Source organism: Streptomyces sp. NPDC048290, assembly GCF_040652095.1.
Classification (GTDB): Bacteria; Actinomycetota; Actinomycetes; order Streptomycetales; family Streptomycetaceae; genus Streptomyces.
Genome location: NZ_JBEZLM010000035.1, coordinates 17,461 through 39,671 on the forward strand (window position 1 = coordinate 17,461; position 22,211 = coordinate 39,671).

A 22,211-nucleotide genomic window follows, 5' to 3' on the forward strand; every position below is an offset into this window, starting at 1 on the left:
TACCTGTTGCCACCCAGGGCGCAGCAGGGTGCGTTGCACGTGCACGGGCCGCCGTAGATCTGGTTGCACTGCCAGCAGGCGCCCCAGCATGCTTGTTCGGCGGCTGCGGCATCCACGCTGGGCACGAACAGGCCCAGCAGCCGACTGCCCAACGACTCGATCGACGCGAACATCGATCCCTCCTCCGGTGTGCTCGTGGACTACTCGGTCACTCGGTATCCAGAGTGGCAAGCGGCACGGCACCCGGGATTGTCGATCCGCGCAGGCGTGTTGACGATGCACGCACGCTTGGGGCACCGGATTCCCGTACCGCAAGGGGTACGGAGGTGCGTCGTGCGGGCGGCCGTGGTCGGCCCGGCGTGATGTCCTGGGGTCGGGGCTCAGGGCCCGGTCGTCCCCTTCGGCTCCCCGTTCCCGGATGTCATGATGATGAGCTTCTCCGCGGGCAGCCGCAGCCGCACCGTGCCGGACGTGACCGCTTCCGGGCCCGCGGGTGAGCGGACGGTGAGCAGGCCCAGCGGTGTCTGCACCCGGTGGAGGTAGCTTCCGCCCAGGTAGTGGTGGTCGACCGGGGTGCCGGATACGAGGTTCGCCCCGGCTGCCGCCGGTGTGCCGGTGCCGTCGTCGCCGGTGGCGAAGTGGATGTCGTCGGGGCGGATGCCGAGGGTGACGCCGGTGCCCACGGGACGGCGGGCGGGGCCGGTGCGCAGCCGGGAGCCGCCTGCGGTGATCTCCAGGCCGTCCGGGTCCGACGCGGTGACCGAGCCCTTCCGGATGAGGTTCATACGGTCGAGGAAGTCCGCCACGAACTCTGAGACGGGCGCGGTGGGGGAAGCGGTCGAGAGGACCGGGGAGTTCTGCCGTCGGGTGCCGTCGGGTGCCGTCGGGTGCCGTCGGGTGCCGTCGGGTGCGGGGAGGGGACGGCCCTGGCGTGGGAGTGTGTGCCGCGCGTAAGGGTCGTGCTTCGCGGACCGGATCGGCGGCGGTGACCGCACGCGACCGGAGGTGAGTATGTACAGCGGGAATGTGCTGTATGTGTGGCGGGTGTCGCGTTCCCGGCGCCGAGGGCGGGCCGGGGCGTACGGGTGCCGGGCGGGCCGGGCGTCGGCTACGCCTCGACCGAGTTCAAGCGGGTGGAGACGGTGTTGAACTCGCGGCAGATGGACTCCGTCGCCGCGACCATGCCGCCGACGATCGCGCCCCTCGACCCACGTGGCCGAACCGCGTGCGAGGTACGCGCACTTCCACCCCGAGGCCCGCGCCCTCCTCGACGCGACTCGGTCCTCACCTCGGCGCTGTACAGTCCGGGACCCACTCCCGCGCTGGTCCGTCGGCTGCGTCACACTGCTCGGCGACGCGGCCCACCCCACGATGCCGTTCATGGCCCAGGGCGCCGGAATGGCGATCGAGGACGCCGCCGTCCCGACCTGCGCCGTCGCCGAGCGCCCCCGGTGACCTCGCCACAGCCCTCAGGACCTACGAGTCCGCGAGGCTCGCACGCACCAGCAGGGTCCAACTCGCCTCGCGCGGCAACACCTGGCTCAAGTCCGCCGAGGACGCCGACTGGGTCTACGGCTACACGGCTACGACGCATGGAACGCGCCGAACGCCTAGACAGACCCTCCCCAACCGACGCCGTAGGAGGAATGGAGGACTCGGGAGGGAGGACTCGGGAGGGAGCACTCGGAAGGGAGGACTCGGTCACTCCGAACACTCTGATACACAACTGAGAGGCTGCCGCGCCGCGTCCGATACACGCGAGAGACCCACCGGAGGCCCGCCGGGTCCAGGCTCGCTGCCTGACGGGACGGCGACCGCTGTCCCCAGGCACCGGCCCGCCGCAGCGATGGCCGCGGCAGACCCAAGGGAAACCACCCATGTACACGTTGACAGGCGCAAGGGCGGCCACCGCCGCCCTGACGACGGGGATCGCACTGACTGCGGCCCTCTTGACCCCCTTACCGGCGCAGGCCGTCGTGGGCGGCACCGAGTCCACCCATGCCTACTCGTTCATGGGCTCTTTCCAGCCGTCCTATCCCGCCCCGCCGCGACCGGACAAGCACGGCTGCGGGGTGGAGGTCCTGGCGCCGCAATGGGTCCTGACCGCAAGCCACTGCGCGGGCAGGAACCCGACGAACGCCAAGTCGGGTGTACCGCGTGGCTGGAAGGTCCGGGTCGGGTCGCTGAACACCGCGTCCGGAGGCGAGGTCGCCGAGGTGGACCACTACTACCGGCTGGCGACCAGTCGCGACGAGGGCGGATTCTGGGGCCGCGACCTCGCGTTGATGCACCTGCGGACCCCGGTCCGGGCCAAGCCGGTACGGATCGCCTCGACCACGCCGCCGGACCACACGCCCGTCCGCATCATGGGCTGGGGCATGACCTGCGACGACTTCGGCGACATGGCGTGCTTCCCCACGCGGCTGCGGGAGGCCGACACCGTGGTGCAGCCGATCTCGACATGTCCGTCGGCCGGGCCCGGCGAGTTGTGCGTCGGCAGCAGCGACGGCAGGGTCGCCGCGTCCAACATGGATTCCGGTGGGCCCGCGCTCGTCCGCGACGGCGACCGGTGGGCGGTGGCCGGTGTGGTCAGCGGCCCCGACGAGAGCGGCAAGACGCTGTACACCGATGTCACCGAACACGCCGACTGGATCAACGGCATCATCTCGGGCACCGACGTACCGCCCGATGATCCGATCCCGAACGTGGAAGGCTCGGTGGATCTGGGCGGCTGCGTCGGCTCAGTGGTCCGGACCCCCGCCTCCCGGCCGCAGGACCCGGCGCTGCTGCTCACCAACGGTCACTGCGTACAAGGACCGTGGCCCGCACCCGGAACCGCGATCGTGGACCAGCCGGCCGACCGCCAGGTGCCGGTCGCCGACCGCCAGGGCTATCCCCGGACCACCGCCCGTACGAAGCGGCTGGTGTACGCGACGATCACCGGCACCGACATCGCGCTCTACCGCCTGGACACGACATACGCGCAGTTGAGGGCGGAAGGCGCGAAAGTCTTCCAACTCACCTCCACTCCCGTAGGCGCGGCGGACCCGTTGACCGTGGCGTCCAGTGGCATCCGCTACGACTGCACCGCCGAGGCCGTGCTGCCCCACCTGCGAGAGGGCGGCTACCAACTGGACAACTCCATCCGCTACGCGACGAGCGAAGCCTGCGCTCCCTGGCACGGCGACTCCGGTTCGGTGCTGCTGGGCCCGGACGGCTCCACGGTCGTGGGAATCCACAACACCCACAACGCCGACGGTCAGCAATGCACCGACAACAACCCCTGTGAAGTGGGCCCGGACGGGGAAGTGACCTCCACCAGGGGCCGGGCCTACGGCCAGCAGGTTCACATGATCACGGCCTGTCTGGTCGCCGGGTCGAAACTGGATCTGACCCGCAAGGGCTGCACCCTCACCGGTGCCACGCCCCGTCCCGCCCACCGCGACGGCCGTCCCGGCGACCAGGACCGGCACAACAGCGCGCAGACCCGCCGACCCTGACCAAGGGGGGAGAGGTCGGTTCCAGTGACCGCGTGGTGTGACACATCGCGGTCACTGGCCTGCCTCTCGTGCAGGGCTGCGAGCGCCCCGGGCACAGCGCCATGCGCGTCCAGACGGTGTGATGTCGGGGCGTGACGATCCGCGGGCGGACGGGATCGCTTGTCGTGGGGGAGGCCGCTGCCATCACTCTCCCGGGGGGGGACTCTCTGAGAGTGATGTGGACGGCTAGCCTTCTTGTGTCTGTTGGTGCGCCGCCCAGCGGGCCCTGCACCCTGTCTCACGTGACCCACTGCGGGGGTCGCGGCGCGGCACGGCGCTGGCAGAGGGATGCAGAACAGGTCCGGTTCTTCGATTCGCGTGTACGGCACCGCGTTCCGAAAGACTGTGGTCGTGAAGCACGATCCGGCACGGTTCACCCGCGAGAACAGCTCAGCGCGTCGCAACGGGGCCCCGGTTCTCCGACCGCGTCCCCCTCACCGCCCGTGCCGTCCTTGCGGTCCCCGGAATCGTCAATCACGACGACCCCACCGTCGTGCGGAGCCGTCGCCGGCTGCTCGCGCAGCAGCTCAGGGCGCCGGTCGTTGATCTGTTCGGCCTTCCAAGGGGGTTCGGACAGGAAGAACTGCAGCCGCTGGACGCCCGGCGTCACCGCACCGGCCACGGGCTCGGCGTCTGCCAGGTATGTGATCGTCTTGTTCCGCTCGCGAGGTGCCGGCAGTCCAGTCAGGTACTCACGGAACCCCGCCGCTGGGCCAGGCTGAAGAAGAGGTCGTCGAACCGGGCTGCGTAGTCCTCCAATGGTCCCGGCGCGGGCGGACAGGGACGGCGAGCGGTCATCTTCAGCTCTCAGCAAGGTAGTTGTCTCCTTCCACCGGCCTACGGCCAACCCGACCAGCCGTCAACCCACACCACCACCGGATCTAACGAACTACCGGTACGGAGCGCAGGGTGGCGAGCCATCCGGCCGGCTCCACCTCGACGACCTCGCCGTCCACCTTCGCCCGGCCGGTCAGCGCCGCCGCGATACCGTCGAACGCCGCGAGGTCGGCCATCTTGCGGCGGCGGGCCTTGCGCAGAATGGCCGTGTCGACGCGGACCCACCGGTCGGCCGGACCTCTGATCAGCGTCTCCGACGAACACCCCCGGACCCGGCGACACCACCCCCCAGGTCATGCCTTCGACAGGGAGACACAGCCATGCCGGACCCGGAGGCCAGCGGCCCCATTGCGGAACCACAGAAAACATGACGGGGGCGGCCCGGGTATCGCCTTCGGAATCGCCTGGCTTTCGCTGGTGGGCCTCCGGTTGCCGTGCGGTTTCTCGCTGGACGACCAGTTCCGGGTCTGGGGTCTGGGGAGTGGTGTGTGTGATCGGGTTGGGGGCGGGGGCTTGCTGGGATCGGTCGCTGTCGTCGCTGTGGGTGGCGGGGTGCGGTCGCGGGTGTCTGTGTCACGGGAGGGCTGGCGTCGCGTCATTCTTGTTGCCGGGTGTGAAGGGCTGCACGGTCCGGGCTGGTGGCTGTGGTTGTTGGGGGCGTGGTGTGGGGCCAGGTCCAGGCGTAGCGCAGGATGAGGGCGAGGAGGGTGACTTCGAGTGCGATGCCGAGGCCGTAGAAGTATGTCCAGGTCTCGCCTGCCGCGTTGAACGCGGCGAAGGGGATCTGTGTGGAGGCGACGGTGAGGTTGGTGGTGCGGTTCGCTCGTGCGGGCAGTGTCATCGACAGCACGATCATGAGGATGGGGATGGCCATGAGTGTGAGGAAGGTGGTGAGCAGGGTCTGGCTGATGGTGAATTCCCAGACGATGCCGTTGTCGATGTCGTGGATGACGCCGGGTTTGAAGAAGGCGAGGATGTCCACGTAGGCGTAGAGGAACATGAAGCTAGTCCATGCCGCGGCGAGTTTGGCTCTGACCGGGATCGGCTGGTTGTCCAGTGGGGTCGTGGTGGGTCGGCGTGTTCTGATTGTGGGCTCCGTCGTCGTGGTGAGTGCTGGTGGGCCCAGGATCGCCGGGCCGGGCGGCGGGTGCATCGGCGTAGGGGCCGGACCCGTCCCGTCCGTTGGGAGAAGCGGCGCCTCGTTCTTCGGGCCGGTCGCAGGGGCAGGCGTCTCGTCCTTTGGGCCGGTCGCGGGAGCGGGAGTTTCGTTCTTCCGGCCGGTCCCGGGCGCCTCGGCGGCCCCTAGGCTGGGTGCGTGACCGTGAATGTCCTGGGCTCGCTGTGGGCCGAGCCCCGTGCCGCGCAGGCCCCTGGACGGGTGTGGCGTGACTGGGTTCTGGCCGGGGTGTTGGTGCTGGCGGCGCTCCTCGAGGGAGTTCTTCGGGACGATGTCGTCTGGCGGCCGTTCGCGGTGGTCATGGCGGTCGGGCTCGCGCCGGTGCTGCTGTGGCGGCGTTCCCGTCCGCTGGCCTGTGTCGTGGTGGCTTTCGGTACCGTGACGCTGCTGGGGCTGGTGAGTCTGCTGGTCGGGGTCCCGGGTGTGGGCCTGGACACGATGGTCTACTTCCTGGTGTTCGTCTACGCGCTGGTGCGCTGGGGCTCGGGGCGCGAGATCGTGGCCGGGCTGGCGGTGGTTGCGGTCGCCGCGGGGATCGGGACGGTCGCCGACCGCACCGGGGCGGCCGGTGTCGTCGGCGGGTTCGGTGTGCTGGCGGCGGCCGGGGCGGGCGGGGCGGCGTTGCGCTACCGCGCCGAGAGCTGGCGGCGGGCGCTGGAGCAGAGCCGCAGCCAGGAGCGGGCCGGTCTGGCGCGCGAGCTGCACGACATCGTGGCCCACCATGTCTCGGCGATCGCTGTGCAGGCGCAGGCGGGCCGGGCGATGGCCGGGCAGCGGCCTGGGGCGGCGCTCGAGGCGCTGGTGGTCATCGAGGGGGAGGCGTCGCAAACGCTCGCGCAGATGCGGGCGATGGTCCGGGTGCTGCGTGACGGAGCGCCGGCGCGGGGCGCCCATCAGCCCGGCGTCGCCGATCTGGTGTCCCTGGCCCGGCGCGCCCCGGTCCCGGTCGTCGAGGTGGAGCTGCCCGATGACCTGGACGGGCTTCCGCCGCAGGTCGACGCGGCGGTCTACCGGCTGGCGCAGGAGGCGCTGACCAACGCCCTGCGGCACGCCCGGGGCGCCTCGCGTGTGGAGATCCGGGTCGTCGCGGGTGCGGGAAGGCTGCGGCTGCGCGTGAGCGACGACGGACGGACCGGTCCGGCGCGGCGGGTGGAGCACGGCTTCGGGCTGCTGGGGATGAGGGAGCGGGTGCAGCTGCTGGGCGGGACGCTGCGTGCCGGGCCGGCGCCCGGGGGCGGCTGGACGGTCGACGCCGAGATGCCGGTGGGGGTGCGCCGATGACGGTGCGTGTGCTGGTGGCCGACGACCAGGATCTGGTGCGCACCGGCTTGTCGATGATCCTTGACGTGCAGCCCGGCATCGAGGTCGTCGGGCAGGCCGCCGACGGCCGTGTCGCCGTCGAGATGGCGCGCCGGCTGCGCCCCGACGTGTGCCTGGTCGACATCCAGATGCCTGGGCTCGACGGCATCGAGGTGACCGGGCTCCTCGCGGGGCGCGGCGTCCCGGACCCTGTCGCGGTGGTGGTGATCACGACGTTCGACCTCGACGAGTACGTCCACGGTGCGCTCCGGGCCGGTGCCCGGGGCTTTCTGCTCAAGGACGCCGGGCCGGCGCTGCTGGTCCAGGCTGTCCATGCCGCCGCCGCCGGTGATGCGCTGATCGCGCCGAACGTCACCCGGCGGCTGCTGGCCGCCCTCGCCGGCAGCGGGCCGCCGGGCGGGCCGGCCCAGCCGGTCGAGCCGCTCACCGGGCGAGAGGAGGAGGTGCTGGCGCTGGTCGCCCGTGGCCGCACGAACGCCGAGATCGCCGCCGAGCTGTTCATCGGCCTGACGACCGTCAAGACCCACGTCGCCGGCCTGCTGGCCAAGATCGGCGCCCGGAACAGGGTCGAGATCGCGATGTGGGCGTACGACACCGGCCGGGTGGGGTCGGGAGCCGCCCCGGTGCCGCTGCCGGGAAGGAGTGCGCGCCCGGCTGCCCGTCGTGGCCGCCGGCTGCGGTGACCGGGCTGACGTCGCGCGCGGCAGCGTCCAGGGCCCTGAGCACCCCTGGGCCCCTGCCGTCGAGGGCCGGGTGGGCGGTCCCAGTGTGGCGGGCGGCGCGGTGACGGCGCTCTGGGGCAGGAAGGCTTCTCACGTCCGGGCCGCCCCGCTGGTCACGGCGGCCTCGAACCCACCCTCGAAGCCGCCCTCGGACGGTGTCCCTGTGGCCTTGGGACGGTGTCCCTGTGGACGGAGTCCGGCCGTCGGCAGGGGAGGCCGGGGGCCACGGGGTCCGGGACGAGGACGTCGTCCGGGTTCTCCCCGCTGGAGCCCCGCGACCTGGACCTGCCCGGCCGCTGTGGTGTCACCGCCGGTGTCCCGGCCGCCGGCGCCCTGCGCCCTGCTTCGGGGCCCTGACGCGCCGGGGCCGGACGGGGATGAGGACGAGCCGGCCGGCCCGGAGCGATCGGGGGCCGGTCACCGCCTGCTTCCCGCCGGCCGTCGTCCGGCTTACAGGAGGGCGCCGCCGGAGACCTCGATGCGCTGGACGGTGACCCAGCGCAGTCCCTCGGAGGCCAGTGTGGCGATGGCGTCGCCGATCTCCTGGGGTTCGCCGACGCGGCCGAGCGCGGTCTGTGAGGCCAGGACTTGGCGCATCGCGGCGTCGTCCCGCATCGCTCCGCCGTTGAAGTCGGTGGCGGTGGGTCCGGGGCGATGGAGTTGACCCGGATGCCGCGGGGTCCGAGTTCCGCGGCGAGGGTGCGGCTGAGGGCTTCGACGGCGGCTTTCGACGCGGAGTAGATCGAGGTGGCGGGGCTGGTGTGGCGGGTCAGTGACGTCGAGACGTTGATGACCTGGCCGCCCTGGGCGAGCAGCGGCACGAGCGACTGGATGAGGAAGAGCGTGCCCCGGACGTTGGTGCCCATCACCGTGTCGAAGTCGTCGACCGTGACAGTCTCCAACGGCCCGAAGACTCCCACTCCCGCGTTGTTGACCAGGATGTCGAGCCGCGAAGTACCCCCGCGCTCCAGCTGCGCACCCAGTTCGGAGGTGTAGGACGCGAAGGAGGAGACGTCGCTGATGTAGAGCCGGAGAACGGCGGCAGTCCCACCCGCGGCGTGCACCTGTTCCACCGTCCTCTCAGCCCCGGCCGCATCACCGCGGTGGGTGACCACGATCCTCACCCCGCGGGTGGCCAGGGCGATGGCCGCGCTGCGCCCGAGGCCGCGATTCGCACCGGTCACCAAAGCGATCTTGTCAACTGTCATGAACTTCCTCCACCGTGCGACAACCAGGATGCGCCCAGGTGGCACAGCTCAGAGGCCAGTCACTCGACTCGCCTTACTGCTGCACCGTAGGCGGCCCCTGAGGCGAGTCAAGTGACTCGCCTCAGGGATGCGGCATACTCTCCGCATGGCGGCAGAACTCACGGCGCATCACCGCAGGCTCGCCCAGCAGAAGCGTGAGGCGATCACCTCCGCGGCCACAGAACTGTTCTTGGACCGTGGCTACGACGGCACCTCCCTCGCGCGGATCGCTGGAGCGGCCGGGGTCTCGAAGTCCACCCTCTTCAAGCAATTCCCCACCAAGGCGGCGCTCTTCGAGGCCATCGTCACCGAGTCCTGGCAGCGCGACGCCAGCGATACCGCCGCGCAGCCACGGGTGGGAGATCTGCGCTCCGGGCTGGCAGCCATCGGCCACCGCTACGCCGACCTGATCGGCCAGCCCCGCATGGCGGGCCTGTTCCGGATCGTCATCGCCGAACTGCCGCGCTTCCCCGAGCTGGGACGGATGCAGTTCCAGCTCGGTAAGCTGCCCTACTTCGCCTCCGTCCAGCACTACTTGGAATCCGCGAAGGAGGCCGGCAACGCCGATGTGCCCGACGCTGAGAGCGCCCCGAACCAGTTCCTCGGCATGATCGCCAACTACGTCCTGTGGCCCCGCATGCTGCTGACCGGCTGGAACCCCGCAGCCTCCGACATCCACAACGCCGTCGAAGAGGCCGTCCAGACCATGCTCGCCAGATACACCCCCGACCCCACCCACCCGGCCTGGACGAACAGATCGGGCAGACCGTCGTCGACGACCGCCCCCGCCCGGTCGACGGCCGGAGAATGACCGCCGGCCTCCAAGCCCCGCACCCGGACACCATCGGGGGACCAGGCCGTGCTGCCCCCGCGTACCGGGAAACGGCCCGCGAGCCCGTACGAGCGTGCCCGCATCGCCGCAGCAGCGCTCACCGCCCGCCCCTGGCGGCGCGCCGCGGCCGGCCTCCCCGGCTCCCACACCCGCCCGCGGCCGACGCGGACGGGTGCGGGAATCGGACCTGGGCCCGGAGCGGACGACCGCTGCCGCCGCAGTGGACCAGTCCCGCGCCGTGTGCGGAGGCCGTCGTCGCCGAGATGGCCGGCAGACCTCAGGACGGCGTCCGGGAACATGCTGCCGCTCGCAGTCCCCGACAAGCGCCCGCCCCGGTCAGTGTCCCGCTGTCGCATCCCCAGCAGTTCGGCACCCGGCACATGGCAGGCCGGACCCCCGGAGAAGTTGCGTGAGCCCCCTGGATGCCGGAAGGCGCTGCGTCGGCGCCGGGGCTTCCGCGTCGTCCCCCGCCCTGCCCCGGGTGCGGCCCTGACGTGCGGCGCGGTTCAGCCGGGCATTCTCACCCAGCGCCGGACCGTCCAGTCGTAGTGGCCGACTGTGCCAGGGTGGATCGATGTGAACGCCACCCATTCGCCGCCGTCTTCCCCGTCGTCGCCGTCGCCGACCGGGTCGTCGAAGGGACCCGGAGCCCAGGAGACAAGGATCCGGTCCTCCTGCGCCTCGGTCACCCAGCCGAGGAACTCCCTGCCGTCCCGGAGCGAGAAGCCGACTTTGTCGGATCTCGCCACACAGCGGACGAAGTAGCCGTGCAGCGTCAGGAGTTCGGACACCGGCCCAGCATACTTCGGGGTCTCTCTTCAGGCCGGGGCAAGCGCGTCGCGGCCGGCAGGACGGGCTTGCGGGAGCATGGCCGCTGTCCTCCGCTGTGTCCGTCGCCACCGGCGGGCGGGGACCACTGCCGGGCCGCTGCTGATTTCGGAGCTGGGCCCGGAGCGGACGACCGATGGTTGCTGCGGTGGACCAGACCCGCGCCGCGTTGGAGGCCGCGGTCGCCGAGATGGACGCGAAGCTCCAGGACGGCGTCCGGGAACCCACCGTCGCCCGCAGACGAGCATCCGCCCCGGCCGTCGTCCTGCTGCCGCATACCGACCGGTCCGGCACTCAGCACACGCCGGGCCGGACCACAGAGGAATCGCGTGAGCATCCCCGGAAGAACATCCCAGCCGTGATGGCGTCCTCGCCCGTGCCCTGTCCCGGGCGAGGTACTCCGGTGCCTGGCTGTGGTGGCGGTGCTGGGTATTGTCCGCCGAGGTGATCTGACCCGACTTGCTCCGGGGCCGGGCCGAGGGTTTGTCAGCCGGTGTGGCGGTCGATCGGCACGGGCAGCGCAGCCGGGACCGGGGCGCGCTCACCAGTGAGGCGCGCGCCGGGCGGGGCCGCCGCGCCTGGTCGGCACGCGATACGGCGCCCGCCGTGGGGATTGACCACGAACCGGATGCCGTGAGTTCGGTGGTTTCGGGGTGTGAGTGGGCCGGTCTGGCGGCGGCGTCCGGCAGGCCGGCCCGGCAGCGAGGGTCGGCCACGCCCGTGCGGCCCTCTCGTTCTTTCCTCAGCAACGGGCTCGACGCTCCAGGGTGCGGGCCGGGATGCCTGCGCGCGCAGCAGGGCTGACGGCTGAGGGGAGCAGACCGTTGACCGTCTGGGCCCGATCGGCGAGCAGTTCCGCTGGGGGAGGGGCGGCGTGCCCAGGGTTTCGTCGGGTTCGGGTACCGGCTCGTCACCACGCCGCTGGGCGGGTGAGCCGCAGAGGGTGTGGGATCACAGTCGGAGCCGCGTGCTTGGCGGCTGTTTGCAATCTTGAATTCACGTGAAGGTCATATGGAGTTTCGGTGATGTCACTCACAGGTGACTGGCCGTCACCTTTGCCGCAACAAGGAGCCGCTTGGGCCGATTTCTACGTCTTGATCGTTTCCTTAACTACTTCTTACTCTTCCGCGACTTGTACGTCCTGCGGGCCGGTGGGGGTTGGGGATATGAGCGTTGGGCGGATGCGGCGCCGTTGGCGTCGGCCCGTCTCGGGGGTGGTCGGGACTGCGTTGTCGGCGGCGTTGCTGGGTCGGCCTGATGGACGCGGGCCCGGCGGACGCGGCGGCCGAGGACGAGGGCGTGTCGTCGCTGCCCGCGACGGGGGAGGCCAAGGGCCGGTCGTTCTGGGAGGACGACGGGCTTCCGGCGGAGACTGCGGAACTCAGGGCGTCGCGGACGGCGGCCGAGACCGGGCAGCGGGTCGTGGTGGGGGAGCTGACCACGGAGACGAACCCAGTCTTCGCGAATCCCGACGGCACGTTCACGGCGGAGACCTCGGCGGGCGTGGAACGGGTCCGCAAGGACGGCGCGTGGACGCCGGTCGACACCACCCTGGTCCGGCAGGCGGATGGCAGCCTGGTCCCGAAGGCCGCGCAGGACGTCACCCACCCTGTCGGGCGGTGGCAGTGCTGAGCCCCTGGTCCGGTTCGAACGGGACGGCCGGGTCTACGAGGTGTTCTCGCCGTGGCCCCTTCCGGCGCCGGTGCTGGACGGGCCGCACGCCGTGTACAAGCAGGTGCGCCCTGACGTGGATCTGGTGGTCGAGGTGCTGCCCGACGGCTTCACCCAGAACCTGGTGGTGCGCACTCCTCAAGCCGCGTCCGCCCTGGGGAGTATCAACTATCCAATCAGCACCGGGGGGGCTGACGATCCGTTCCGAGAACGGAGTGACCGCCCTCGTCGACGAGGGCGGCCGACCGGTGTTCATCAGTGGATCTTCGTTGATGTGGGACTCGCCTCCCGCCACAGGTCCTGGCCCCACCACCATGACGGGCTCTGTCGGCGGAGTCGATCCCGTCGACACCGTCACCCCGCACCTCCAGTCACGCACTGCGGTCGCTGAGGCGACCTTGGCCGCTGATCGGCTGAGGGTTGTGCCGGACCAGGGCTTCCTGACCGACCCGGACACGTCCTATCCATCGCCCGCGCCTGCCTGGGTACCAGGGTCGGATGGCAGCGGCAGCGCGCCTGGACAGAGGTCTTCTCGTCCGTGGAGATCACATACTCGTCCTCGTCGAGCACCTCGCCCTGCCAGATGCGGGCGTACAGGTCCCTCACGCGTGCAAGGCAGTCGGATGCCTCGCCAGAGGCCGACGCGGATGCGTTCGGCCCGGGTCGACGTAGGGCGGTCGGCCAGGGCCCGGGGACCCGCAAAGCGTGTGTAGGGACTGGGACTGAACACCACCCCAGGGTGAGGCGGTCGGTCGGATGTGTCTCTGTGCGGTTTTCTTGCGAAATCCGGTCAGTTTCACATCGCCTTCACCTGCTGACGGGGGCAGCCGGCGGACCTCACGCAGTCCGCCAAGCCTCAGGCCCCGACCCGGAACGGAACCTGTCGTGGGCGCCGACGCCGACCACAACGCAGCGCCGTGGCACGGCACGCGCGGAGGAACCGGAACGTTCCCCGCACCGACGAATTTCGCATCGGGCCGTCGGCATCCGCCGATGGCCGGTTGCCGCGCAGTCCGACTAGCGGCAACGGGTTGCATCGGCCATCGTTGTCGACCGTCCGCAGTCACCTGATGGTGGCGGCGCCAAGGACAGAGCCGGGGCTGCCGCCGGTGCCGGCCGAAGCAGGCACAGGCAGCAGTCAATCCGATGCAATCGAACAGGAAGGCGTCATCATGGGTGACTTCAACACCGTGACCGTGCCCGCGAAGACCGAGGGCGGGGTGAAGTCGGGCGTGACGGTACAGCGCGACGAACTCTTCACCGTCTCCGGAAGCGGCCGTGCCTCCTACAACGGGGGCAACACCTTCCCCGACGGCACCCGGTACATGAACGCCAAGTACGCCGGCGCGTACACGGCACCCGATCTCGTACTGCCCGGAGCCCCCGTGGGCATGCTCATCGCCCGCATCGGCTCGGGACCCTGGCTCGCCGTCGGCTCCACCCAGACCTTCCGCGCAGGGGACGCCGGCGAAATCACCGTCGCCTACAACGACCGACCCGGAGCGTACGTCGACAACTCCGGTGAATACACCGCAATGATCCAAAACCACGGCAGCGCCTGACGAACCCGCCGCGGAGACATAGACAATCCGCGGGAGAGCGGCTGGAGCCCGGCCTGCGGGCGCGGCCGGTGCCCGCTGTCCGCGCCTGTCGCGCCCACGGTTGCCGCAGCGGGCGAGAAATGTCCTCCCAAGTCACAGGGCACGACAGGCCACACGCGGGAAACAGACGCGACAGCACCACGCACAGCGGGCGCACCCCCGGGCGCACCGGGCACGGCCAGGCGGCACGGCGGACGGTGACCCGTCCGGGGCCCGGCCGGGCCCGCCGGGAAGAGCCCCGGAGAGTATCGCCGATGGCGGCCCTCCCCCCTTCCGGTCATTTCCCGGTGAACGCAGGCCGGTCCGCCGTTCCACCGCGCGCTCGCCGCGCCCGGCCACCTGGGTCGATGGACAGGGCATCCGAACGGCACCGGAAGGGGACCGGGGACGGCAACTTCTGAGCACTGTGAAGCCCCCCGCCGAGTGCTTGAGGCAGGGGCCTTCAGGATGTTCCGTCGCGGAGTACCGGCTATTGGGAGGCCTGCGTCATCCGTCGCGCCCGGCGTGGCCACGGCGTCGCATCGCGGAGCCGCTGCCACCATTTGCGAGCCCTGGGGAGGTCCGCCGCGTACTCGACGTGGGGTCCCTGCGTCCAGTCGGGCCGTGGGCCGAGCGGAGTTCCTTGGGGGGAATACTTCTGGGGCACGTCGGACACGGTCCCTCCTAGGGACGGTATGTTCCGCAGTTCTCTCGCAGTTCATTGTCCGCCCGCCTCGTCGGGCTTGAGCCGAAGCTGGCCACGCCCTTCATGACGAGGTAGTACGTGTAGGTGCCGTCACTGTAGTTGCAGGCAGCCGACCATCCGTAGCCGATGTAGCTACTCGTCGTCGTTGGCATCTGATGCCAGGGAGTGTACACACGCGGGCCGCTCCCCTGACCTGCGTGCACAGCTGGGCCCGGGAGATCGTCGCGCCGAGCCGGGCGGTGTGTTCAAGGACGTCGCACGCGGTGCCCGCGACGGCGGCGGTGTCCGTGCGAGGCGCTGACGGGCGGGGCGGCCCGCCGTGCTGCCGGGTGGGGTGTGGGCGGCAGTCTCCACGGCGGCGGCTGGGTCGGTGGCGATCTTCCGCACCTGCCAGCCGCGGCCGGTGAGCCCTTCTTGCAGTGCGGCGACGATGTCGGCCATGGGCGCCGGTGCCTGGGTGGCGAGGTCGAGGTCCTGGCTGAGGCGGTCGACGAGGCCGTGGGCCTGGACGGCGTAGCCGCCGGTGATGACCAGCGGGTAGGGGGCGCCGAGGGCGAGGACGTCGGCGAGGAGCCGGCGGTGCAGAGGGCTGAGGTTTAGCCGCAGGCGAGGCTGCCGCCTGGAGCGCGGGGAACGCGGCCTCCCACACGTCCCGCACGGTCCGGCTGATCAGGGGTGCGCAGCACGGGCCACTGGGACAGGAGCAGCTCGGCGCTGAGGAACGCGACCAGGTCGTCGCGCTGGCCCTCCGCGAGGACGGTGCGGTACAGGCTCATCCGGGAGCGGGGCCGGTCGAGGTCGTAGGTCCGCAGCCCCGACCACGCGACGTGGAGCGGGAGGTCGACCGTGCCGTGCCGGGGTCCTTCGAGGTCCTCCAGGCGCCGGGGCAGCCGGGAGCGGTACCGCGCGCTGAGAATCTCGGCCGCGGTCGGCTGGGGCGGAGTGGGGAAGGCCGGGACCATGCCCCCCACTATGTCCCGTCCACCGCGCCGGCCGCGTCAGCTTGTCTTTTGACGTCCGGTGTCGAACGCGGCTCGAACCTGATCAGTGTTTTCGCAGTTCGACGGACGTGTCGGCGGCCTTCGTCTGATCCTGTGCTCCGTTACTGGGTGGATCAGCGCGAAGGTCGTGGTCGTGAGTTTTGGAGAGAGTCCTCGCGACCGGCGAGGCATACACCCGTCCGGTCCATCACAAAGTCGGCACCAAGAGGTTCGCCATCGCCTCGGGTATGCGCGTACGGCGACATCTGCGGTTCAAGGTCGCGGACCATCGTCACGCACCGGGGTGCGTTGATCCGGCTGGCCAGGTCCAGGGGGCGGGTGGCAGGCAGCGGGGCGATGTCCTCGTCCATGAGCTGGTGGGCACCTCGGCACAGGCAGTCCTCGCCCAGGACGGCTGAGGCACTCTCATGACGCCTTTCTGCCTCAGCGGTGAACCTCTCCGGCCACCGCGTACGTGTCTCTAGACGGCCTGCGGACAAGATTGGTGGGCGCCGCCACACCGGCAAGAGCTTCAGCGCCTTACGCACTGGAGGTTGTCATGGCCCAAAAGAAGGTGTCTCGACAACCCGAGTTTGTCCTCCCTCCCCCGCCCCTCCCCTCGCGTCTGCCTCTGCTCGGTCACTCTCTGGCCCTGGTCCGCCGTCGTCAGGACTTCTTCGTCGATGCCCGCGCTGCCGGGCCGGTGGTGACTGTCCACCCGGGGTCACGGACGTTGTACCTGGTCAACGACCTGGAGCTGGCGCGCCGCATCCTCACCACGGACGCGTCGAAGTACACCAGAGGTGAGCTCTTCGAACGGGTCAGGCCCTACGTCGGCGACTCGCTTCCCTTCGTAGACGGACGTCCCCACCGCAAGCAACGCCGGATGATCCGGCCCTCGCTGCACCGGACAGCGGTGGCCGGATACGTGGACACCATGAGCGGCGTCGCAAACCGGCGCCTTGGCCGGTGGCAGGACGGCGACCATGTCGTGGTGGGCGAGCAGTTCCGCAATCTGGCCATGGAGGTTGTCGGTTCGGCTCTCTTCTCGTTTGACTTCTCCGAATCGCTCCTGCGGGACTGGCACACCATCACGCCCTGGGTGCCGAAGGGGCTGTTCCTGCGGATCACCGCGCCCTACGCGTGGGTGGAACGCCTGCCGCTGCCGGTGAACCGCCGGTTCGTGGAGGCCACGAAGTGGGTGCGTGAACTGTGCGACCGGATCACGGACGAACACACCGGGGATGCCACGGACCTCGTGTCCCTGCTGCTGGACACCGTGGACCCCGACACGGGTGAACCGGTGTCGAAAGAGCAGATCAGCACGGAAGTACTGGGCATGCTCATCGCTGGCACGGAGACCATCGGCTCCGCCCTGAGCTGGTGCTGCATGCTGCTGGCCAGCCACCCGGACGTGCAGCAGCGGGTCCGTGCGGAGGTCGACCAGGTGCTCGCCGGCCGCCCCTGCACAGCCGCCGACCTGTCGGCCCTGACCTACACCCGGCACGTGGTGACCGAGACCCTGCGGCTGTACCCGCCACTGTTCTTCCTGACGCGCACCGCCCGCGAGGACGTGGAGCTCGGCGGATTCCGGATACCGGCGGGCAGCAGCCTGCTGCTCTCGCCCTACGCACTGCAACGGGCGCCCGAGTACTTCCCGCAGCCGGAGAAGTTCGCCCCGGACCGCTGGACGCAGGGCGGGGAGCTGTCGGCGAACCCCGACGCCTTCCTGCCGTTCGGTGCGGGACTGCACCGCTGTCTGGGCGAACAGCTCGCCATGGCAGAGGGGGTGGTCATCCTGTCCACTCTGCTCTCCCGGTGGGAGCTGTGTCCGGTCAATGACGAAACACCCCGCTCCAGAGGAGTCCTGCTCACCCCTGAACCCGGTCGCGTCGTGCTGCGGTCCCGGGATGTCCGCTTCGACAGCCACCGCGCCGACTCCGTCCTCGAGGAGAGACGATGACCACACAGCTGTCCAGGGTGACCATCCGCCCCACCGAGCTCATAGTCAGCTCCTGTCAGGCGATCGTGAAAGCCGGGGTGAAGGATTCCCTTACGCTGCTGCCGGACTCGCTCCGGGAAGTCGCTGAGTTCCACTTCGGCTTCTCGGGCGGGTCGTCAGGAGTACCCGCGCCCGGCGTGAAGTCCAGGATGAGATGCGCGATCCTGCTCCTGATGTGCGCTGCCATGGACGGCGATCCCTGGGAAAACGGGCGTGACGCGGCCGCCGCCTGGACACTGATGGGGCATGGGGTCAGGCTGCACGACGACCTGATCGACGAGGGGCCCACCCGCTACGGGCGCCCCAGCGCCTGGAAGCGGTTCGGCCGGGTCGCGGCACAGCAGACCGGGGACGCGCTGCTGGCGCTGGCGTTCGAGGTGCTCGCCGGCAGTCGCATGAGTGATCCCGCGCGCGCGGCGGTCACGCTCTCCAAAGCCGTCAAGGAACTCTGCGCGGGTCAGGTGACCGATGTCGGGTTCGAGACCCGCGAGGATGTCGATCCAGCCGCGTGCCTGGCCATGATCGACGCCAAGTCCGGCCCGATGCTGGAGTCCGCCGCCGCCCTCGGCGCCCTGTGCGCGACGACCGAGCCCGAGCGCGTGGCCTCCATCGCCGCCTTCGGACGTAAGGTCGGCATGCTGCTGCAAGTGCAGAACGATCTCGAAGACATCTGGCGGGACCCCGCGAGCGGAGAAGTCCCGGTCCGCTCCGACCTGCGCCGCAGGAAGAAGTCGGTCCCCGTGGCCATGGCTCTGGACACGACGGGCCCCGACCGCGACCGGCTCGCGGCGTACTACGCCGACACCACCCCGCTGACCGAGCGGGGCATCGACATCATGGCGGATCTCGTCGATAGCTGCGGAGGGCGGTCGCGGGCCGAGGCCGTGATGCACGCGGCAGCGGCCGATGCGCTGCGCCTGCTCGACCAGGCCCGACCGGGGCCGATGGCTCACGCCGAACTGACCGCCTACGTCGAACAGCTGCCGAGGTACTGACGCCATGGACGAATCCACCCTCACCCCGCTGCTCGACATCCCCTTCACTGGGGCCGTCAGCCCTCACATCGACGACGTCCGTGACTGGATGTGGGCCTGGATCCGGGACCTGGACCTGCTGGACAGCCCCGCCACCGAGGAGAAGCTCCGCGTCCTCAAGGTCGAGCGCTTCGCGGCACGGCTGCATCCCTACACGGAACTCGAAGCGGTTGTGGTGATGACAGCCTGGGGAGTTACGGGCTGGCTATGGGACGACCTGCTGGATGACCGTCGCCTCCCCCTCGCCACCTGCCGCAAGGTGGTTGACGGGCTCGCCGACATCTGCCGTGGGGCGCGGCCCAGGCCGGCGACAGCCCTGGAACGGGCGTGGGCCGACGCCTGGGACCGCAGCCTGCAAGGGCGTACGCCCACGTGGGTCACGGCCTGTACCCAGGACCTGGTGGAACACCTCAATTCCTATGCGGTCGAGGCCGAGCACCGCATGCGGGACCACGTGCCCTCGATCCGCGACTACGTCGACCACCGCATCGTCTCCACTGGCGTGCGTGCCTTTGTCCGCCTGCTGGAAGGTGGCGGTGACGCCCTCGATCCCCTATGGCACAACAGCGCGGCCATCCGCACCATCCGGGACTCCACCGCCGCACAGATCGGGATCGTGAATGACATCTTCTCGGCAGACCGGGAAGAGGCCCGCGGTTACTACCACAACGCCGTCCTCATCCTCCAGCGGACGACAGGCTGTTCCCGTGCCGAAGCCGCAGAGGGCGCCGCGGCACTCGCCAACGAGTACGTCGACCACTTCCGCTCGGCCCGCTCCGCGATGCCGCAGGAACTGGCCGAACTCGGCCTCGACACATCCGCAGCAGCCGCGGCGGACGAATACGCCCGGCGGTGCGGGGCCATGATGCGCGGCAGCTACGACTGGCACCTGGAGACCCAGCGCTACGTCATGCCCACGGCCGGGCCGGGCGTTCTGGTGCCCTGACTACGCGAGCCAAGCGGCCGGGCACGACAACCCTCACAGACGGCAGCCGCGACGAAGAGGAGGTGATGCCCCTGGAAGTGCTTCATCGAGATGGCTGGCATCTGGACACTGGGCTGGGACCAGGTCAGCAACTGGTGCTGCGCCGTCGGTGACCTGGCCGACAACACAGTGGTCGATCGATCCCCGCTCATCGACGGCGCCCTGATGCGCCGGCCGCACGACGCCTGTCAACGGCGCGTCGGCCCATCCATCCATCCCTACTTCTTCCCCGTCGCCGTGGCGACCCGGTCGGCATACGTGCGGCATGCCTTGCGCCTGGCCGGAGCGGCACCGTCGTCGGCGAGGGCGCCGCACTGCTTGAGCACGGCCTGGGTGGAGTGCGAGCGGGGCGGTCACGCGCACCGAGTAGCCCTGCCCACGGCGGATGATCCGGCCACCGCGCAGCGCTTCGCGAATCTCGGCCGCCTCGGTGGCCCTGAGTTCCTCGGCAAGCAGGCCGGGCACGTCGATGATGTGCAGCCGCTCCGGCTCGGGCGCCCGCTCCTGGCCCTCGATGTCAGCAGCCACGCCGCCGAGTTCCTCCAGGTCGTCGCCGACCTCGCGGACGCCGGCGGCATCCAGCACCCTGCGGATGGTCCTGGGCGCGACGCCGAACTGCCGGGCGAGCGCCTTCACCGCGGCGCTCTCGGCCTACGCGTCGACGGCATCGGACGCCTGGCCCTCGTCGAGCACGGCCGGGCGGCCCAAGGTCTTTCCCGCAGCCTCGGCGGCGGCAACGCCCTCCTTCGCGTTCTCGCTGATCATGTCCCGCTGGAACTCCAAAACCCCGGCGAGCATCGTGACGAACAACTTCGTCTGCGCATCGTCGACCGCCAGATCAAAGCCGGACCATGCGCCGGTGGCGATGCGCAGATGCAGCCCGCGCCGCTGAAGGACCTCCCGGATCTGCATGACGTCCTTGGTCGACCGGAACAGCCGCGCGGCATCCGCGATGCGGATGGTGTCGCCGACGGCCGCCTCGTCGAGCAGCTCGCGGAACCGGCCCGGCGGATCGCGTAGACGCGGGACGACGTCGCCGGGTCCCCGTACTTGGGGGCGCCGGACATGAGAAGACTATCCAGAGCATGGAGTTGGCGAGCGTTAGTCCACTTATCAGTGGAATGCAGCAGATACCCCGGCCGTACGGACATCAGCCACCAGCGCGCCCGCATAGCCGCGGTGCACCGCCTTGTACAGATCACGGCCGACCCTCACACAGCCACCGCGCCGGTCCAGCGCCGCCTGCGCCAGGTCGGCGGCAGGCGTCGTGCCCGCACCGGGCTGACCGACGTCGACCACCACGACCGGCCGGGCCTGGACGACCGCGCCGCGCGTCGCGGCGGGAAGGATCACCTGCTCCAGCACGTGGAGGCTTTCCTGTTCGGACAGCATGGTGAAGCCGGTCCTCATCTCAGGGAAAGGGGGAGGGTCGAGGGGTGGAGTCCACGGGTCGGCTCCGGCTGGTGCGGTGCTGATTCCGCTGGACGGATCAGGTTTCCGGTGAGCTCCGGAGGTAGCCGGGATGCCGCTTGAGCAGGCGGCTGAAGCGGGTCCCTGCCTGGTGTCGATCGGGAAGCCCGAGGCCGTTGGCGATCTGTTCCCAGGTACGCCCCTCGGCCCGGCAGTGGTCGATGAGCCGGAGCTCCGTGGCGTCGAGGTCGATGCGTGCATCGCCGACCAGGCCCAGAGCAGCCGTCAGGTCGTCTCCGTCGATCGCGGACTCATCGGACGGAAGCCGATGAGCACTGCTCTCCCGGTACAGGGCCCTGGTGAAATCCCCGAGGGCGTCGCCGCTGGTGACGGGTCACGCCGGGCCCCGCCGCAATCCTCATCGGCAGGAACCAAGGGCCAGCCTTTGGCCCTTCCGGCAGCTTGTCGGCCCGCACTGCGGGATGCTCCCGGGGGCGCCCCGCCAGAGGTCGTGACGGCCCTCCACCTTGATTGGTGAGCGTTCGTGAGATCTGCTCACCAAGACGGGGTCTGGTGGCTACGGTCTCAGGCATGGAACGACGCGAGACCGTGGTCACCACCGCCCGCATCGGTCAGCGCGGGCGGCTCATCCTGCCCGCGCAGATCCAGCGCGCCACCCACATCACCCCCGGCGCCGCGTCCGCCGGATCTGGTCGACCGTGACTTCACCGCCTCGCGGCCGGATCAGCTGTGGGTGGCGGACATGACCTCTGTCCGCACCTGGTCCGGGTGGGCGTACGTGGCGTTCGTCCTGGACGTGTACTCGCGGATGATCGTCGGCTGGCAGGTTGCGCACCACATGCGGACAGAACTCCCTCTGGACGCACTGGAGATGGCACTGCGGAGGCGCCGGATCAAGAAGGACTCCGGCCTCACACAGCACAGCGACCGCGGGTCGCAATACGTATCAATTCGGTATACCGACCGGCTCGCCGACATCGGCGCCTCCGCGTCGGCCGGCTCCGTCGCGGACAGCTATGACAACGCGATGGCCGAGGCCCTGAACGGCACCTTCAAGGCCGAGCTGATCGAGATGCAGGGCCCCTGGAAGGATGTCGATCAAGTCGAACGGGCGATCTTCCAGTGGATCACCTGGTACGACGAAGAACGCCTCCACTCCGCGCTCCACTACGTGCCACCGGCCGAGCACGAGGAAGCCTTCTGGCGGAGCCAGGAGCAAACCCTGCAGTCCGCCTGAACCAACCAAGATCGGGCTCCACGAAACTCGGGGCAGCTCACTGATCGTGTTCTGGGTGATCGGGTACGAGCAATATCTGCTCA

At 70.2% G+C, this 22,211-nt stretch carries 18 protein-coding genes and 4 pseudogenes; 12 read left to right on the forward strand and 10 right to left on the reverse strand.

Features of this window, described 5'->3' with window-relative positions:
• Positions 1–380: 380 nt before the first annotated feature.
• Positions 381–785, reverse strand: coding sequence for a TOBE domain-containing protein (locus AB0D49_RS37915; protein WP_362767455.1), 405 nt, complete (start codon positions 783–785; stop codon positions 381–383).
• Between the two features lie 427 nt (positions 786–1,212).
• Between AB0D49_RS37915 and AB0D49_RS37920 the strand changes: the two genes are divergently transcribed.
• A complete protein-coding gene (locus AB0D49_RS37920) occupies positions 1,213–1,455 on the forward strand; it encodes an FAD-dependent monooxygenase (protein ID WP_362767458.1) in 243 nt (80 codons plus the stop codon).
• Between the two features lie 422 nt (positions 1,456–1,877).
• Positions 1,878–3,500, forward strand: coding sequence for a trypsin-like serine protease (locus tag AB0D49_RS37925; protein ID WP_362767461.1), 1,623 nt, complete (start codon positions 1,878–1,880; stop codon positions 3,498–3,500).
• 412 nt (positions 3,501–3,912) lie between these two features.
• Here AB0D49_RS37925 and AB0D49_RS37930 read toward each other — a convergent pair whose 3' ends face one another.
• The 3 genes from AB0D49_RS37930 to AB0D49_RS37940 all read right to left on the reverse strand — a co-directional run bounded on the left by AB0D49_RS37930 (position 3,913) and on the right by AB0D49_RS37940 (position 5,529).
• Entirely contained in the window at positions 3,913–4,161 is a 249-nt protein-coding gene (locus tag AB0D49_RS37930) for a hypothetical protein (protein ID WP_362767463.1), read from the reverse strand.
• A gap of 259 nt (positions 4,162–4,420) precedes the next feature.
• Positions 4,421–4,552 carry a hypothetical protein gene (locus tag AB0D49_RS37935; RefSeq protein ID WP_362767466.1) on the reverse strand — a complete coding sequence of 44 codons (132 nt, stop codon included), beginning with the start codon at positions 4,550–4,552 and terminating at the stop codon, positions 4,421–4,423.
• A 419-nt stretch (positions 4,553–4,971) separates the two neighbouring features.
• Complete coding sequence (locus AB0D49_RS37940; protein ID WP_362767469.1) at positions 4,972–5,529, reverse strand: DUF6326 family protein; 558 nt, start codon at positions 5,527–5,529, stop codon at positions 4,972–4,974.
• 162 nt (positions 5,530–5,691) lie between these two features.
• On the opposite strand from AB0D49_RS37940, the gene AB0D49_RS37945 reads away from it, so the two are divergent.
• A complete protein-coding gene (locus tag AB0D49_RS37945) occupies positions 5,692–6,834 on the forward strand; it encodes a sensor histidine kinase (protein ID WP_362767472.1) in 1,143 nt (380 codons plus the stop codon).
• The gene (locus AB0D49_RS37950) at positions 6,831–7,556 is read left to right on the forward strand and encodes a response regulator transcription factor (RefSeq protein ID WP_362767474.1); all 726 of its coding nucleotides are present in this window, start codon (positions 6,831–6,833) and stop codon (positions 7,554–7,556) included. The genes AB0D49_RS37945 and AB0D49_RS37950 overlap by 4 nt, the downstream gene beginning before the upstream one ends.
• 489 nt (positions 7,557–8,045) lie before the next feature.
• Here AB0D49_RS37950 and AB0D49_RS37955 read toward each other — a convergent pair.
• Positions 8,046–8,803: pseudogene (locus AB0D49_RS37955) on the reverse strand (SDR family oxidoreductase).
• Between the two features lie 145 nt (positions 8,804–8,948).
• Between AB0D49_RS37955 and AB0D49_RS37960 the strand changes: the two are divergent.
• The gene (locus tag AB0D49_RS37960) at positions 8,949–9,653 is read left to right on the forward strand and encodes a TetR/AcrR family transcriptional regulator (RefSeq protein WP_362767477.1); all 705 of its coding nucleotides are present in this window, start codon (positions 8,949–8,951) and stop codon (positions 9,651–9,653) included.
• 527 nt (positions 9,654–10,180) lie between these two features.
• On the opposite strand, the gene AB0D49_RS37965 is transcribed toward AB0D49_RS37960, so the two are convergent.
• A complete protein-coding gene (locus AB0D49_RS37965) occupies positions 10,181–10,465 on the reverse strand; it encodes a hypothetical protein (protein ID WP_362767480.1) in 285 nt (94 codons plus the stop codon).
• A gap of 1,294 nt (positions 10,466–11,759) precedes the next feature.
• Between AB0D49_RS37965 and AB0D49_RS37970 the strand changes: the two genes are divergently transcribed.
• Both AB0D49_RS37970 and AB0D49_RS37975 read left to right on the forward strand, forming a co-directional pair.
• Positions 11,760–12,134: a hypothetical protein gene (locus AB0D49_RS37970; protein WP_362767483.1), complete on the forward strand. Its 375-nt coding sequence runs from the start codon at positions 11,760–11,762 to the stop codon at positions 12,132–12,134.
• Positions 12,135–13,219: 1,085 nt separating this feature from the next.
• On the forward strand, positions 13,220–13,735 hold the full coding sequence (locus AB0D49_RS37975; protein WP_362767485.1) for a LecA/PA-IL family lectin: 516 nt from the start codon (positions 13,220–13,222) through the stop codon (positions 13,733–13,735).
• A 1,078-nt stretch (positions 13,736–14,813) separates the two neighbouring features.
• On the opposite strand, the pseudogene AB0D49_RS37980 reads toward AB0D49_RS37975, so the two are convergent.
• Positions 14,814–15,065 (reverse strand): annotated as a pseudogene (locus tag AB0D49_RS37980) (hypothetical protein); the annotation flags it as partial.
• Positions 15,066–15,081: 16 nt separating this feature from the next.
• Positions 15,082–15,421 (reverse strand): annotated as a pseudogene (locus tag AB0D49_RS37985) (hypothetical protein); the annotation flags it as partial.
• A 577-nt stretch (positions 15,422–15,998) separates the two neighbouring features.
• Between AB0D49_RS37985 and AB0D49_RS37990 the strand changes: the two are divergent.
• From AB0D49_RS37990 to AB0D49_RS38000, 3 genes are read left to right on the forward strand one after another with little or no spacing between them, the layout of a single operon-like run.
• Positions 15,999–17,402 (forward strand): cytochrome P450, encoded by a 1,404-nt coding sequence (locus AB0D49_RS37990; RefSeq protein WP_362767487.1) that lies wholly within the window; start codon positions 15,999–16,001, stop codon positions 17,400–17,402.
• Positions 17,399–18,436: a polyprenyl synthetase family protein gene (locus tag AB0D49_RS37995; protein WP_362767490.1), complete on the forward strand. Its 1,038-nt coding sequence runs from the start codon at positions 17,399–17,401 to the stop codon at positions 18,434–18,436. Before AB0D49_RS37990 ends, AB0D49_RS37995 begins: the two co-directional genes overlap by 4 nt.
• Before the next feature lie 4 nt (positions 18,437–18,440).
• Positions 18,441–19,421 (forward strand): terpene synthase family protein, encoded by a 981-nt coding sequence (locus AB0D49_RS38000; protein ID WP_362767493.1) that lies wholly within the window; start codon positions 18,441–18,443, stop codon positions 19,419–19,421.
• A 690-nt stretch (positions 19,422–20,111) separates the two neighbouring features.
• On the opposite strand, the gene AB0D49_RS38005 is transcribed toward AB0D49_RS38000, so the two are convergent.
• Positions 20,112–20,450, reverse strand: coding sequence for a recombinase family protein (locus AB0D49_RS38005; RefSeq protein ID WP_362767590.1), 339 nt, complete (start codon positions 20,448–20,450; stop codon positions 20,112–20,114).
• 123 nt (positions 20,451–20,573) lie between these two features.
• Positions 20,574–20,852 (reverse strand): zeta toxin family protein, encoded by a 279-nt coding sequence (locus AB0D49_RS38010; RefSeq protein ID WP_362767496.1) that lies wholly within the window; start codon positions 20,850–20,852, stop codon positions 20,574–20,576.
• Positions 20,853–21,461: 609 nt separating this feature from the next.
• On the opposite strand from AB0D49_RS38010, the gene AB0D49_RS38015 reads away from it, so the two are divergent.
• On the forward strand, positions 21,462–21,593 hold the full coding sequence (locus AB0D49_RS38015) for a hypothetical protein (RefSeq protein ID WP_362767593.1): 132 nt from the start codon (positions 21,462–21,464) through the stop codon (positions 21,591–21,593).
• Positions 21,565–22,128, forward strand: a pseudogene (locus tag AB0D49_RS38020) (IS3 family transposase); the annotation flags it as partial. The gene AB0D49_RS38015 and the pseudogene AB0D49_RS38020, both read left to right, overlap by 29 nt.
• Positions 22,129–22,211 lie beyond the last annotated feature (83 nt).

What these genes read in the sequence shown, in the direction of transcription:
- AB0D49_RS37915 (WP_362767455.1), bottom strand. Translation starts at nt 785, where the DNA reads ATGAACCTCATCCGGAAGGGCTCGGTCACCGCGTCGGACCCGGACGGC.
- AB0D49_RS37925 (WP_362767461.1), top strand. Translation starts at nt 1,878, where the DNA reads ATGTACACGTTGACAGGCGCAAGGGCGGCCACCGCCGCCCTGACGACG.
- AB0D49_RS37935 (WP_362767466.1), bottom strand. Translation starts at nt 4,552, where the DNA reads ATGGCCGACCTCGCGGCGTTCGACGGTATCGCGGCGGCGCTGACCGGC.
- AB0D49_RS37940 (WP_362767469.1), bottom strand. Translation starts at nt 5,529, where the DNA reads ATGCACCCGCCGCCCGGCCCGGCGATCCTGGGCCCACCAGCACTCACC.
- AB0D49_RS37950 (WP_362767474.1), top strand. Translation starts at nt 6,831, where the DNA reads ATGACGGTGCGTGTGCTGGTGGCCGACGACCAGGATCTGGTGCGCACC.
- AB0D49_RS37960 (WP_362767477.1), top strand. Translation starts at nt 8,949, where the DNA reads ATGGCGGCAGAACTCACGGCGCATCACCGCAGGCTCGCCCAGCAGAAG.
- AB0D49_RS37970 (WP_362767483.1), top strand. Translation starts at nt 11,760, where the DNA reads ATGGACGCGGGCCCGGCGGACGCGGCGGCCGAGGACGAGGGCGTGTCG.
- AB0D49_RS37990 (WP_362767487.1), top strand. Translation starts at nt 15,999, where the DNA reads ATGGCCCAAAAGAAGGTGTCTCGACAACCCGAGTTTGTCCTCCCTCCC.
- AB0D49_RS37995 (WP_362767490.1), top strand. Translation starts at nt 17,399, where the DNA reads ATGACCACACAGCTGTCCAGGGTGACCATCCGCCCCACCGAGCTCATA.
- AB0D49_RS38000 (WP_362767493.1), top strand. Translation starts at nt 18,441, where the DNA reads ATGGACGAATCCACCCTCACCCCGCTGCTCGACATCCCCTTCACTGGG.
- AB0D49_RS38010 (WP_362767496.1), bottom strand. Translation starts at nt 20,852, where the DNA reads ATGCTGTCCGAACAGGAAAGCCTCCACGTGCTGGAGCAGGTGATCCTT.
- AB0D49_RS38015 (WP_362767593.1), top strand. Translation starts at nt 21,462, where the DNA reads ATGGAACGACGCGAGACCGTGGTCACCACCGCCCGCATCGGTCAGCGC.